Origin of the sequence: Pseudomonas sp. B7, from assembly GCF_016735645.1 — a bacterium.
GTDB lineage: Bacteria > Pseudomonadota > Gammaproteobacteria > Pseudomonadales > Pseudomonadaceae > Aquipseudomonas > Aquipseudomonas glycinae.
This window is the reverse complement of sequence record NZ_JAERRE010000004.1, coordinates 102,886-115,508: the sequence shown is the minus strand read 5'-3', so window position 1 is coordinate 115,508 and position 12,623 is coordinate 102,886. Positions and strand designations below refer to the sequence as shown.

Below are 12,623 nucleotides of genomic sequence, written 5' to 3'. Positions count from 1 at the left end.
CTCAGCGGCGCTCGCCCTTGAGTTCGGCGATGCGCTGATCCTTGAGGGTCCAGAGCTGGTTGACCCAGTTCTGGACCTTTTCGCGAAACACCGGATCGTTTTCGTAATCACCCTGCCACAGGGCCGGATCCAGCTCGCGGGTCTGGATGTCGATGATCACGCGCGGCACGTTGCCGCTGATCAGGTCCCAGAACCCCGGAATCTTCTGCTGTGGATAAACCACGGTCACATCGAGAATCGCGTCCAGCTGTTCGCCCATCGCCGCCAGCACGAACGCCACGCCGCCCGCCTTGGGCTTGAGCAGGTGACTGAACGGAGACTGCTGCTGAGTGCTTTTGGCGGCGGTGTAACGGGTGCCTTCCAGATAATTCACCACCGTCACCGGCTGGCGCTTGAACAGCTCGCAGGCGGCTTTGGTGATTTCCAGATCCTTGCCGGCCAGTTCCGGGTGCTTCGCCAGGAACGCCTTGGTGTAGCGCTTCATGAACGGGTAATCCAGCGCCCACCAGGCCAGGCCCAGGAACGGCACCCAGATCAGCTCTTTCTTGAGGAAGAACTTGAAGAACGGCGTACGCCGGTTGAGGGTCTGGATCAGCGCCGGGATATCGACCCAGGACTGATGGTTGCTGATCACCAGGTAGGAGGTATCGCTGCGCAGGTCTTCGCCGCCGCGAATGTCCCATTGGGTAGGGATGCACAGGCGGAAGATCAGCTTGTCGATTTCCGCCCAGGTTTCGGCGATCCACATCACCGCCCACGAAGCGTAGTCGCGAAAGCGCCCCGGCAGGATCAGCTTGAGCAGGGCGAACACCATTAGCGGGCCGAACAGCACGAGGGTGTTGGACAACAGCAGCAGGGTGACGAAACAGCCGGTGAGCAGGCGGCGCATAAGCAACTCTTGGAAAACGGATGGGCGCGCCATGATAAGTGGCTTCGGCCGGCAGGCCAAATCCGCCGGTGACGAATGTTTCACCTGTGGCGCGATAACCTGCCGGGAACGTTCATGCGAACAACGGTCTAAAATCTCGCGTCTGACGCCCCCATTTCCCAAGGAAGCCCCTTACGTGAAATCCCTCCTTGCACTGCTTTCCCTCGTCGCCCTGCCGGTCCTGGCAGCCGAGCCGACCCTTTACGGACGCTATGAATACATCGCACTGCCGGAAATCGGCGGCGAAGTGCTCAAGGCCAAGATGGACACTGGCGCGCTGACCGCCTCGCTGTCGGCCAAGGACATCGAGACGTTCAAACGCGACGGCGAAGACTGGGTGCGTTTCCGTCTGGCCACCAAGGACGCCAGCAACAAGGTGTACGAGCACAAGATTGCGCGGATCAGCAAGATCAAGAGTCGCTCGGATGAAGAAGACGAGGGCGAAAGCACCGAAGTGGCCAAGCGCCCGGTAGTCGATCTGGAGCTGTGCCTGGGCGACGTCAAGCGTACCGTGGAGGTCAACCTGACCGACCGCAGCAACTTCAACTACCCGTTGCTGATCGGTGCCAAGGCCCTGCGCGAGTTCGGCGCGGCGGTGAACCCGGCGCGGCGCTTCACGGCGGACAAGCCGGACTGCTAAACCAAGTGGTCTCATTGACGTAACGCCGGGCTTGGGGCACCGTTCGCGCACTTAACCCACAGGCTCGGACGCCATGCCTCATATCCTGATTGTCGAAGACGAAGCGGCGATTGCCGACACGCTGATTTTTGCCTTGCAGGGCGAGGGCTTCACCACGACCTGGCTGAGCCTGGGCGCGGCGGCGCTGGAGCATCAGCGTCAGACTCCGGCCGATCTGATCATCCTCGACATCGGCCTGCCGGACATCAGCGGCTTCGAGACCTGTAAACAGCTTCGTCGCTTCAGTGAAGTACCGGTGCTGTTCCTCAGCGCGCGCAATGCCGAAATCGACCGGGTGGTGGGCCTGGAAATCGGAGCCGACGATTACGTCGTCAAACCGTTTTCACCGCGAGAGGTGGCGGCCCGGGTCCGGGCGATTCTCAAGCGCATGGCGCCACGCCCGGTCATCGAAGCATCCTCGGCGCTGTTTCGCATCGATCCCGAACGCGTGCAGATCAGCTATCGCGGCCAGCCCCTGAGCCTGACCCGCCATGAATTCCGATTGTTGCAATGCCTGCTCGAGCAACCCGAGCGGGTATTCAGCCGCGAGCAATTGCTCGATGCGTTGGGCGTGGCGGCGGATGCCGGATACGAGCGCAGCATCGACAGCCATATCAAAAGCGTGCGCGCCAAATTGCGTCTCGTACGCGCCGAGGCCGAGCCGATCCAGACCCACCGCGGCCTCGGCTACAGCTACAGTCCGGGGCACAGCTGATGTCGCTGGGGCTGCGGATTTTCCTGGTGTACGTCCTGTTCATCGGCCTGACCGGGTATTTCGTGCTCAACACGGTGATGGAAGAAATCCGCCCGGGCGTGCGCCAGTCCACCGAAGAAACCCTGGTCGACACCGCCAACCTGATGGCAGAAATCTTGCGGGACGATTTCAAGGCCGGCACCCTCAACCAGAATCGCTGGCCGCAGCTGCTTCGCGCCTATGGCGAACGCCAGCCGAAGGCGACGATCTGGGGCCTGGCAAAAAACCAGGTCAACCACCGGATCTACGTTACCGACGCCAAGGGCATCGTAGTGCTGGACTCCAGCGGTGTTGCGGTCGGTCAGGACTACTCGCGCTGGAACGACGTCTACCTGACCCTGCGCGGTGAATACGGCGCACGCTCCAGCCGCAGTGACCCGAATGATCCGAATTCTTCAGTGATGCACGTCGGCGCGCCGATCCGCGACAACGGCGCGATCATCGGCGTGGTCACGGTCGCCAAACCCAACAGTTCACTGCAACCCTATGTCGATCGCACCGAGCGCCGCTTGCTCGGTTACGGCGCCGGATTGATCGTCCTCGGCCTGCTGCTCGGCGCCGTGCTGTCGTGGTGGCTGAGCCGCGCGCTGCACCGCTTGACCGTGTACGCCCAGGCCGTGAGCGAGGGTCGTCGGGTGGCGGTGCCGCACTATCGCGGCGGCGAGCTGGAGCAGTTGGCGACCGCCGTCGAGCAGATGCGCACCCAGCTCGAAGGCAAGGCCTACGTCGAGCGCTATGTGCACACCCTGACCCATGAATTGAAGAGCCCGCTGGCCGCCATTCGTGGTGCCGCCGAGTTGTTGCAGGACGAGATGTCGGCGGATCAGCGATTGCGTTTTGTCGGCAACATCGACAGTGAAAGTGCTCGGATGCAGCAGTTGATCGAGCGCCTGCTCGATCTGGCTCAGGTGGAGCAGCGTCAGGGTCTTGAAGAGCGCGTCGCCGTGCCGCTCGTGGCGCTGGTCGATGAAGTCTTGCAGGCACAGACCGCACGGATTGCAGGGCGGCAATTGAGAATCGAACGGGCCATCCCCGCCGATCTGGCGTTGCTCGGCGAGCCGTTTCTGCTGCGCCAGGCCTTGGGCAATCTGCTGGAAAACGCGCTGGACTTCACGCCAGCCAAGGGCTTGTTGCGATTCGATGCCGAGCGGGTTGGCGAGGAGATTGTGTTTCGTCTGTTCAACGAGGCCGCGGCCATTCCCGATTACGCGCTGACGCGTCTGACCGAGCGCTTTTACTCATTGCCGCGTCCTGACAGCGGGCGCAAAAGCACAGGGCTTGGGCTGAATTTCGTTGAGGAAGTGGTCAAGTTGCACGGTGGTTCTCTGCGCATCGAGAACCTCGCAGGCGGCGTGCAGGTGCAGGTGCAACTGCCGTGACCCGCCCGGCAAACCGTCGCCCGCTCAGGACGGCGTTGCGGCCTCGTTGAGTCGAGCCTTGTTTCGGCGATGCGCCCATTGCAGCGCCGGTCGCTCGACCCAGTGCCAGGAGGCGATGGCCAGCACGATCACGATCAGCGCCGACAGCATCATGGACGGTACGAACGTCAGCGATGTCTTGTTGATCACCAACTGCTGGACGGGAAACGCATACAGGTAGATGCCGTAGGACAGGTCGAATCGACCGCGGATGGTGCGATCGACGTAGAGCAGGCCGACACCCAGGGTGGCCAGGCAGACGCACAGAGTGACGATCACCCCGGCCATCGGTGTCCCGATCGCCAGCGAAGCAATCCCGATACAGACCGCCAGCATGATTGCCAATCGGCGTCTGTCGCCCAGCAGTTGCTTGTAGAAGGCCAGCAGCGATCCGGCAAAAAATGCGATGCCGGCACATCCATACACCGCCAGTTTCTGAGTCAGTGCGGTAGCCGGGCCGTTGCCCAGTACAAAGGTCGCCACACAGAACAACACAAGCAAAGCAGCCGCTGCCGTCGCCCGTCGGTGCAGACTCAGCACCACCGCCACCAGCAGATAGAAAGCGAATTCGATTTTCAGCGTCCAGAGGCTGCCGTTGAACGACTCGCTGAAGATAAACCCGTCAGTGACGGGCTCGATGTTCGCGCGGCCGAACAGCGAGATGCGCAGGAAATCGATCAGGGCGGCGGGGCTCGTCACATAGCCGTCGGCAAACACCGCACCGGCCACAAATGTCATGAGGAAGGCGCAAACGATCAGCGCCGGAAAGATCCGCGCGACACGTTTGCTCAGATAGTCAGTGATGCCCTTGGCGTTGAGGAAGCTGTGGGTGATCAGCAGGCCGGAAATCGAAAAGAAGGCAATGACCGCAATGCCACCCAGCGAGTTGTAGCCAGTGATGCCCGGTTCCTGCAATCCGCTCAGGGCAAAGTGATGGCTGACCAGTACCAATATCGCGGCAACGTGCCTGACCAGATCAAATGAGTTGTTGCGCAATCCGATAGTCCTTTATTCCAGTCTTGTCCGTCGGTGCCCGGAAGGGCGGGTGGTAGCTTTTGTGGAAAAGCGTTTTACAGGTATTTCCACGTAAAGCCCACACAACCTCCATAACAAATCCATACAGCGTTTGCAGACTCGCTCCATTCCAACAAGGGAGCGTTCCGATGAACCGAAATCTGACATTCAAACTCGGGGCCATTGCCCTGCTGATCCTGGTATTGCTGGTGCCGCTGCTGATGATCGACGGCATCATCGACGATCGCCAGCAACTGCGTGACGGTGTGCTCGAAGACATCGCCAGAAGCTCAAGCTACAGCCAGCAACTCAGCGGGCCGGTGATGGTTGTGCCGTATCGCAAAGTGGTGCGCACCTGGAAGACCAAAGAGAAGAGCGACGAGCGCTACCAGGAAATCGGAGAAGAGCGCGGACGCCTGTATTTCCTGCCGGAGCGTTTTGAACTCGATGGCCAGGTACAGACCGAACTGCGCGCCCGGGGCATTTACGAGGCGCGGCTGTTCCATGCCGATAACCGTATCAGTGGCCATTTCTCGCTGCCGGCGCAGTTGGGGATCAAGGAAGATTTTGCCGATTACACCTTCGATGCGCCGTTCCTGGCGGTCGGCATCAGCGACATTCGCGGGATCGAAAATGCCCTGAAGCTGGAACTCGGCGCGCAACGCCTGGACTTCGTGCCTGGCACTCAGGTCGGCTGGCTGGGTGAGGGTGTGCGAGTGACACTGCCGGCGCTGGACACCAGCAAAACCACGGAACTGGCCTTCGGCTTCGACCTGCGCCTGCAAGGCACCGGTTCGTTGCAGGTGCTGCCGGTGGGCAAGACCAGTCGGGTGAACCTCGCTGCCAACTGGCCGCACCCAAGCTTCATCGGCAACTTTCTGCCGGCCAAACGCGAGATCAACGATCAGGGTTTCACCGCCGATTGGCAGACCTCGTTTTTCTCCACCAATTTGCAAGAAGCGATGAGCCGCTGCGTGTCGGGCAACGATTGCGAGGCGTTCAACGGGCGCAGTTTCGGCGTGAGCTTCATCGATCCGGTGGATCAATACCTGAAGAGCGACCGGGCGATCAAATATGCGCTGCTGTTCATCGTCCTGACGTTCGCCGGTTTCTTCCTGTTCGAAGTGCTGAAAAGCCTGGCGGTGCACCCGGTGCAATACGCGTTGGTGGGCGTGGCGCTGGCGTTCTTTTATCTGTTGCTGCTGTCGTTGTCGGAGCACATCGGGTTTGCCCTGGCGTATCTGTTGTCGGCCAGCGGTTGCGTGCTGTTGATCGGGTTCTATGTCTGCCACGTGCTGCGCAGCGTGCGGCATGGCTTGAGTTTTTCGGCGGGGCTGGCGGCGTTGTACGGTTTGCTCTACGGCTTGCTGAGCGCCGAGGATTACGCGCTGCTGATGGGTTCGCTGCTGCTGTTCGGTCTGCTCGGTGTGTTCATGGTGCTGACCCGCAATCTGGACTGGTACGGGATCGGGCAGAAACCGGCCAAACCGCTGGAATTCGATATCGGAGCGGTGCAATGAGCCGGTTTGTGGGATTGCGTGAGGAGCAGCGGGAGGCCGAGGTGTTGATGACGCTGATCTTTGCCTCGTTGCCTCCCGCCCGGTGCGTCAAGCCTTCGGCATGGTCGCAATCATCGACGGCCGCTGGCTCACTTCAAAGAACCAGTTGGCCAGTTGCGGATTGGCGTCACGCCAGCCCAGATCCGGGAAGCGCAGGTCGAGATAACCCAGTGCACAGGCCACGCTGATCGCGGCGACGTCGAAGTGGCAGGTCAGTTCGGCAATCGCGTCGCGCTCCAGCAAGGCGAGGGCGCGGCGGATCTTCTCGCGCTGGGCTTCGAGCCATTCGTCCCAGTGTTTTTCCGGGGCGCGCAGCACTTGCTCGTAACGCACCATGACCGAGGCGTCCATGATCCCGTCGGCCATCGAGGCCAGGGTCAGGCGCCGCCAGCGGGCCGAGCCGTCGCGGGGGATCAGCGGGTTGCCGACGTGCTGGTGGTCGAGATAATCAAGGATCACCCGGCTGTCATGGATGACATTGCCGTCGGCCAGGCGCAGGGCCGGGATCTTGCCCAGCGGGTTGTCTTCGTTGAGCGCGGCGTCCGGGCTGACAGGGCTGAGCACGCAGTCCTGCAGCGCGACGCGATCCTGCTGGCCGGTCTCGTGCAACAGCACCATGACTTTGCGCACGAACGGGGACAGGGTGTTGTGGAACAGGGTCATGCTGGGAGCGGACATTGGCAGGGTCTCGGTCAAGGGCAAGACGGGCAGCATAGCGCGTTGCCCGTCAGGCTCAAGCCGTTCAGCGGCGTTGCAGCAATCCACGCAGGGCAATGGCGGCCGGAACGCCCAGACCAATCCAGCTCAAGCCATCCCAGATCCCGTCGCCCAGCAGCGCCGCGAACAGGCCCGCCGCACTCAGCAGCGCGATCACCAGCGGCGTGCTGAAGACTTTCCAGAAATTCGACTGACGCGGTTTCATGCAGCGGCCTCTGCCGTTTCCAACACCGGTTTCGCGGCCTTGCGCCGCACCACCCACAGGTACACGCCACTGGCGAGGACGATGATGGTCAGCACGTCCAGCGTGGCCCAGAGGATTTTCATCGGCATGCCGCCGTAGTCACCGAAGTGCAGCGGCTGCGACATGCCCATGGCGTCCATGTACCACGGTCGCTCTGCCACCGCTGTCACTTGCAGGGTGCTGGCGTCGATCAGCACCGGGGTCAGCAGGTGCGAGGTCAGGTGGGTGCCGCCCTTCATGAACACCGAGTAATGGTGCTCGCTGGAGAAACGGGTGCCGGGGAAGGCGATGAAGTCCGGTTTCATGCCCGGTGCGACTTCGTTGGCGAAATCCAGCAGTCGCGTGGCCGGGGCGAGGTGGATCAGCGGCGGGACATCGCGGTAGGGCGCGATCATGGCGTTGAGCGAATCGTTGCGCCATGCAGCGATGATCAAATCGGCGCAGGCGCTGATCACCCCGGTCACGCCGACCACCAGCGCCCAGGTCAAGGTGACCACGCCGATCAGGTTATGCAGGTCGAGCCAGCGCAGGCGGGTGGACTTGTCCTGGCGCACGGTGCCGAACTTCAAGCGGCGCATGAACGGCAGGTACAACACCGTGCCGGACACGATCGCGACCACGAACAGCAAACCCATGAAAGCCAGCAGCAGCTTGCCCGGCAGCCCGGCGAACATGTCGACGTGCAGGCGCAGGATGAACAGCATCAGCCCACCGTTGGCCGACGGCATTTCCAGGGCTTCGCCGGTACGCGCGTCGAGCATGAAGGTGTGCGAGGAATTGGGCTCGGTGCCGGCGGTCCTGGCCATGATCGTCAGCACGGCATTCGGCTCGTCGTCTTCGAAGCCGAAATACTGCACGACCTCGCCGGGCCGATGCTTTTCCGCCGCTTCGACCAGTTGCGCCAGGTTCAGATGCGGCGTGTCCGCCGGCATCACCCGCAACTCGGGCGCATCGCCCAGCAGGTGGTCGATCTCGTGATGGAAAATCAGCGGCAGGCCGGTCAGGGCCAGCAGCAGCAAAAACACGGTGCAGATCAGGCTGGTCCAGGTGTGGACGAAGGACCAGCGGCGAATTGTTTTACTTTTCATTTCATGACCTTCAAAAACACCCAAGCCGTCCACGAGGGACGGCCTGGTTGCAGGGCCTGTTCAGCTCAGGCGCTTACCACTTGTAAGTGGCGCTGGCGACGACACTGCGCTGGTCGCCGTAGTAGCAGTAGAAGCTGTCGCAAGTGGAGATGTAGTCCTTGTCCAGCAAATTGGTGGCGTTGAGTGCCAGCGACGCGCCTTTGAGGCTGTTGTCCAGACGGCCGAGGTCGTAATGCACGGCGGCGTCGAACACGGTGTACGCGTCCGCCTTGCCCAGCCAGGTATTGGCTTTGTCGCCGTAGGTGTTGCCGGTGTAGCGCGCGCCGGCGCCGATGCCGAAGCCGTCGAGCACACCGCTGTGCCAGGTGTAATCGGCCCACAGCGAGGCTTGCTGGTTCGGCATCAGTTGCAGGCGGTTGCCCTTGTCGGCGCCGTTCTGCACTTCGGATTTGGCCAGGGTGTACGCGGCGATGACCTTCAGGTTATCGGTGACGTCGGAGACGGCTTCCAGCTCCAGGCCTTTGACCTTCACTTCGCCGGTCTGGCTGGTGATCGATACGCCGTTGACGAACGAGCTGACCGAAACGTTTTTCTGGGTCAGGTCATACACGGCCGCCGTCAGCAGGGTCTTGCTGCCCGGTGGCTGGTACTTGATGCCCAGTTCCCACTGCTTGCCTTCGGTCGGTTTGAGCGATTCGGTCGACGAGGCGTCGGCGCCAGTGGTCGGCTGGAACGATTCGGCGTAGGACAGGTACGGCACGAAACCGGAGTCGAAGACATAGCTGATCGCCGCGTTACCGCTGAACGCCTTGTCACGCTGGGTGTTGGTGGCGTCGCCCTTGTTGATGAATTGAGTGCTGGTGTGCACCCAGTCTTCACGACCGCCCAGGGTCAGGCGCCATTGGTCCAGGGCCATCTGGTCCTGAACGTAGAGGCCGGTCTGGTAGGTCTTCTGGTTGTAGTCATAGAACGCGGTGGAGCGCGCCGGACGCACGATCGGCTGACCATGGATCGGATTGTTCACGTTGATCTCCGGCGCGCTGCCGAAGATCGAGGTGTAGTTGGTGTTGCTGCGCTGGTGATCCAGACCCAGCAGCAGGGTGTGGCGGATGTCGCCGGTGGCGAAGTCGGCCTGGAAGTTGTTGTCCACGGCGAACTGGCTGATGTCTTCGTCGACGATGGTGGTCGTGCGGCCGACGTTGCCGTCATTGTCCACTTGAGTGAACGGGTAGGAGCCGACGGTGATGCCCTGGAACGACAGATCCGACTTGGTGTAGCGCAGGTTCTGCTTGAACTGCCACACATCGTTCAGGCGATGTTCGAAGGCATAGCCCAACGCGTAGTAGGTGCGGTCGTAGTATTCCCAGTCCGGATCGCCGAGGTTCTTGTGATGGGAAACCTTGCCGAACGGCATGTCGATCTTGGTGCCCTGCACCGGCAGGAACTGGCTGGTGATGCCGGTATCGTCGCGGGTGAACTGGGTCAGCAGGGTGAATCTGGTGTCGTCGTCGATGTTCCAGGTCAGGCTCGGCGCGATGTTGTAGCGCTTGTTGTCGACGTGGTCGATCTGCGTGCCGCTGTCACGTACCACACCGCTGAGGCCGTAGAGAAACTGGCCAGCGTCATCGATCTTGCCGGTGCTGGCGAAGTTGATCTGGCGGTGGTTGTCGCTGCCGTATTGCAGCTGGATTTCGCTGCTCTGCACATCGCTCGGACGACGGCTGACCATGTCCAGCAGGCCGCCCGGCGGGGTCTGGCCGTAGACGGACGAGGCCGGGCCGCGCAGCAGGGCGAGGCGGTCGAGGTTCCAGGTTTCCTGTTTCGGGTTGGCGTACACGCCTTTTGGCAGGGGCAGGCCGTCGAGGAACTGGGTCGGTTCGAAGCCGCGTACGCGCAGCCAGTCGGCGCGGGTGTCGCTGCCATAGCTGCTGGCGGTGATGCCCGGCATGTAGCGCACGGCGTCATCGAGGCTGTGCACGCCTCGGTCTTCCATTTGCTGGCGCGTGGCGACCGAAATCGAACGCGGCGCTTCGACCAGCGCGGTGTCGGTCTTGGTGCCGGCGGCGGTGCGGGTGGCGGTGTAGCCTTCGACCGGGCCCCAGGCGCTTTCATAGTTTTCCACGCCGATCACCGAGGTTTCCGGCAGGGCCATCACGCCTTCCGGCACGGCGACCAGGGTGTAGGTGCCGGCGCCGCTCTGTTCCAGTTGCAGACCGGTGCCGCGCAGTGCCGCGCGCAGGGCGCCGGCCGCGTCATATTGGCCGTTGACCGGCGCCGAGGTCTTGCCCGCCGCCAGCGACGGGTTCAGCGACAGCGTGAGGCCGCCCTGGCTGGCGATCTGGTTCAGGGTGGTCGACAACGGAGCCGCCGGCAGGTTGTAGGCGCGTACGCTCGACGCCTGTTCAGCGGCGATCAGTTGGCTGCTGGCCAGCGGGGTGCAGAGGGCAATGGCGACCGCCAGCAAACTGGGGCGCAACAAGGTGTCTAGCGAACGGGACATACGGCGGCTCCTGAATGGAAATATTTCTCAATTGCCTGTGTGCCGGACGAGATTCGAAAAGTAATAGGGCTGGATGAAAATAATTTCGATTAACGAACGGCATCGCTGTGCAAGTCAGCAGAAAGTCCGTTTTCAGGGGGGCAGGTGGCCTGTCGCGGGCAGGCAGCAGCGAATGTCAGGGCTTCGGATCCGCCTTGGCCACGGTCACCCACCATGGCGTGTGCTGTTCGATCTGCACCGGCAGGGTCGGCAGCAGGGCGTTCAGCGCCTTGTCGGTGTCGTGCAGCGGGAAGCTGCCGGTAATGCGCAGGTCGGCGACTTCCGGCGCGATGCCCAGATGGCCGCGACGATAACGGCCGAGTTCATGCACCAGGTCTTCCAGGCGTGCGTTGTCCACTACCAGCATACCGCGGGTCCAGGCATCGGCGCCGGGGGTGAGCGCCACCACCGAATCCAGACCGTTATTGCGGATCAGCACTTGCTGGCCTTCGCGCAGAATCTGTTCCTGCGGATCGGATTGCGGATGCGCCGCCACCGCCGACTGCAACACGCTCAGGCGCGTGCCGGCGTCTTCGCGCTTGACCAGAAACCGCGTGCCGAGGGCGCGCATGCTGCCCTCGGCGGTTTCGACGATGAACGGCCGTGCATCGCCGTGACCGGTTTCGACGAGGATTTCGCCTTCCTGCAACACGATCAGGCGTTGCTTGTCATCGAAGCGGACATCTACGGCGCTGTGGGTATTCAGATTGAGTACGGTGCCGTCGGCCAGCCGCACGGTGCGCTGTTCACCGGTGGCGGTGCGTTGATCGGCGAGCCAGTAATCCAGCGGCAGATAACGTTCGCCGGCAAACAACGCCAGACCGACCACTGCCACGACACTGGCCAGCCCGCTGCCCAGTTTGCGTACCCGACGGCGGATGCCTTCGCGCGATTGCAGCAACGCGTTGCGTGCCGGGCCCTTGGCCACGCTGAAACGCTGGTCGAGCATGCCCAGCTGACGCCAGGCGCGAGCGTGTTCTTCGTTGGCCGCGTGCCATTTGGCAAACTCTTCGCGCTCCAGCGGCGTGCTGGAATCGAGGGTCAATTGCCAGGCAATCGCCGCGTCCAGCACATGGGCCGGGACCGGTCTAGAACTGGCCGGGCTCATGTCGGCTCACCGTACAGCGCGATGTAGCACTGGCGGATGCCCTGGGCCAGGTACTGACGCACGCGGGGGACCGACACGCCGAGTTTGTCGGCGATTTCGGCGTGGGTCAGGCCGTCGAGGCGGTTATAGAGGAAAGCGGCGCGGGCCTTGGTCGACAGCTTGTCGAGCATGCGGTCGATGGCCTTGAGGTCTTCGAGGATCAGTTGCTGTTCTTCGACCGAGGGCTGTTCGCCCTCGGGGATCAGCATCAGTTCGGTCAGATACGCCTGTTCCAGCGCCGCCCGGCGGAAGTAGTCGAACAACAACCCTTTGGCGATCGCCACCAGAAATGCCCGGGGTTCGCGCGGTGTCAGCAGTTCGTCGCGGCCGAGCAGGCGGACGAAAGTGTCCTGGCTCAGGTCTTCGGCCCGTTGTGGGCAAGCCACGTTACGGCGCAGCCAGGCCAGCAGCCAGCCACGGTGGTCGCGATACAACGCACCGACGAGCTCGCTGTGAGGGCTTTGGGCTGAAGACACGACGACACCGATTGGGAAGTGTTAACTAACGAGAATTGTTCGCGATTGTGGCAGAGGTGG

General features: G+C 62.3%; 12 protein-coding genes. 4 read left to right on the top strand and 8 right to left on the bottom strand.

Annotated features, from left to right (window positions below; all coding sequences use genetic code 11):
• Window position 1: 1 nt before the first annotated feature.
• A complete protein-coding gene (locus JKA62_RS11500) occupies window positions 2–889 on the bottom strand; it encodes an acyltransferase (RefSeq protein WP_201817857.1) in 888 nt (295 codons plus the stop codon).
• Between the two features lie 175 nt (window positions 890–1,064).
• On the opposite strand from JKA62_RS11500, the gene rloA2 reads away from it, so the two are divergent.
• From rloA2 to creC, 3 genes are all read left to right on the top strand, one after another.
• Window positions 1,065–1,568, top strand: coding sequence for a retropepsin-like aspartic peptidase RloA2 (gene rloA2 / locus JKA62_RS11495; RefSeq protein WP_011336265.1), 504 nt, complete (start codon window positions 1,065–1,067; stop codon window positions 1,566–1,568).
• A gap of 73 nt (window positions 1,569–1,641) precedes the next feature.
• Complete coding sequence (gene creB / locus JKA62_RS11490) at window positions 1,642–2,322, top strand: two-component system response regulator CreB (RefSeq protein ID WP_007959816.1); 681 nt, start codon at window positions 1,642–1,644, stop codon at window positions 2,320–2,322.
• On the top strand, window positions 2,322–3,740 hold the full coding sequence (gene creC / locus JKA62_RS11485; RefSeq protein WP_201817854.1) for a two-component system sensor histidine kinase CreC: 1,419 nt from the start codon (window positions 2,322–2,324) through the stop codon (window positions 3,738–3,740). Before creB ends, creC begins: the two co-directional genes overlap by 1 nt.
• A gap of 24 nt (window positions 3,741–3,764) precedes the next feature.
• On the opposite strand, the gene JKA62_RS11480 is transcribed toward creC, so the two are convergent.
• Complete coding sequence (locus JKA62_RS11480) at window positions 3,765–4,775, bottom strand: acyltransferase family protein (RefSeq protein WP_201817852.1); 1,011 nt, start codon at window positions 4,773–4,775, stop codon at window positions 3,765–3,767.
• Between the two features lie 167 nt (window positions 4,776–4,942).
• Here JKA62_RS11480 and creD point away from each other — a divergent pair, with 167 nt between their 5' ends.
• On the top strand, window positions 4,943–6,313 hold the full coding sequence (gene creD / locus JKA62_RS11475) for a cell envelope integrity protein CreD (protein WP_201817849.1): 1,371 nt from the start codon (window positions 4,943–4,945) through the stop codon (window positions 6,311–6,313).
• Window positions 6,314–6,400: 87 nt separating this feature from the next.
• On the opposite strand, the gene JKA62_RS11470 is transcribed toward creD, so the two are convergent.
• From JKA62_RS11470 to JKA62_RS11445, 6 genes are all read right to left on the bottom strand, one after another.
• A complete protein-coding gene (locus JKA62_RS11470) occupies window positions 6,401–7,030 on the bottom strand; it encodes a glutathione S-transferase (RefSeq protein WP_041475616.1) in 630 nt (209 codons plus the stop codon).
• Between the two features lie 64 nt (window positions 7,031–7,094).
• Complete coding sequence (locus JKA62_RS11465) at window positions 7,095–7,274, bottom strand: hypothetical protein (protein ID WP_085697754.1); 180 nt, start codon at window positions 7,272–7,274, stop codon at window positions 7,095–7,097.
• On the bottom strand, window positions 7,271–8,401 hold the full coding sequence (locus JKA62_RS11460; RefSeq protein WP_201817846.1) for a PepSY-associated TM helix domain-containing protein: 1,131 nt from the start codon (window positions 8,399–8,401) through the stop codon (window positions 7,271–7,273). The genes JKA62_RS11465 and JKA62_RS11460 overlap by 4 nt, the downstream gene beginning before the upstream one ends.
• Window positions 8,402–8,474: 73 nt before the next feature.
• Window positions 8,475–10,901, bottom strand: coding sequence for a TonB-dependent siderophore receptor (locus JKA62_RS11455; RefSeq protein WP_201817843.1), 2,427 nt, complete (start codon window positions 10,899–10,901; stop codon window positions 8,475–8,477).
• Between the two features lie 175 nt (window positions 10,902–11,076).
• Window positions 11,077–12,048, bottom strand: coding sequence for a FecR domain-containing protein (locus tag JKA62_RS11450; protein ID WP_201817840.1), 972 nt, complete (start codon window positions 12,046–12,048; stop codon window positions 11,077–11,079).
• Window positions 12,045–12,563 (bottom strand): RNA polymerase sigma factor, encoded by a 519-nt coding sequence (locus JKA62_RS11445; RefSeq protein ID WP_011336255.1) that lies wholly within the window; start codon window positions 12,561–12,563, stop codon window positions 12,045–12,047. Before JKA62_RS11445 ends, JKA62_RS11450 begins: the two co-directional genes overlap by 4 nt.
• Between the last annotated feature and the right edge of the window lie 60 nt (window positions 12,564–12,623).

Excerpts from the sequence above, each read along its gene's own strand:
- JKA62_RS11500 (WP_201817857.1), bottom strand. The coding sequence starts at position 889 with ATGCGCCGCCTGCTCACCGGCTGTTTCGTCACCCTGCTGCTGTTGTCC.
- creB (WP_007959816.1), top strand. The coding sequence starts at position 1,642 with ATGCCTCATATCCTGATTGTCGAAGACGAAGCGGCGATTGCCGACACG.
- creC (WP_201817854.1), top strand. The coding sequence starts at position 2,322 with ATGTCGCTGGGGCTGCGGATTTTCCTGGTGTACGTCCTGTTCATCGGC.
- creD (WP_201817849.1), top strand. The coding sequence starts at position 4,943 with ATGAACCGAAATCTGACATTCAAACTCGGGGCCATTGCCCTGCTGATC.
- JKA62_RS11470 (WP_041475616.1), bottom strand. The coding sequence starts at position 7,030 with ATGTCCGCTCCCAGCATGACCCTGTTCCACAACACCCTGTCCCCGTTC.
- JKA62_RS11465 (WP_085697754.1), bottom strand. The coding sequence starts at position 7,274 with ATGAAACCGCGTCAGTCGAATTTCTGGAAAGTCTTCAGCACGCCGCTG.
- JKA62_RS11460 (WP_201817846.1), bottom strand. The coding sequence starts at position 8,401 with ATGAAAAGTAAAACAATTCGCCGCTGGTCCTTCGTCCACACCTGGACC.
- JKA62_RS11455 (WP_201817843.1), bottom strand. The coding sequence starts at position 10,901 with ATGTCCCGTTCGCTAGACACCTTGTTGCGCCCCAGTTTGCTGGCGGTC.
- JKA62_RS11450 (WP_201817840.1), bottom strand. The coding sequence starts at position 12,048 with ATGAGCCCGGCCAGTTCTAGACCGGTCCCGGCCCATGTGCTGGACGCG.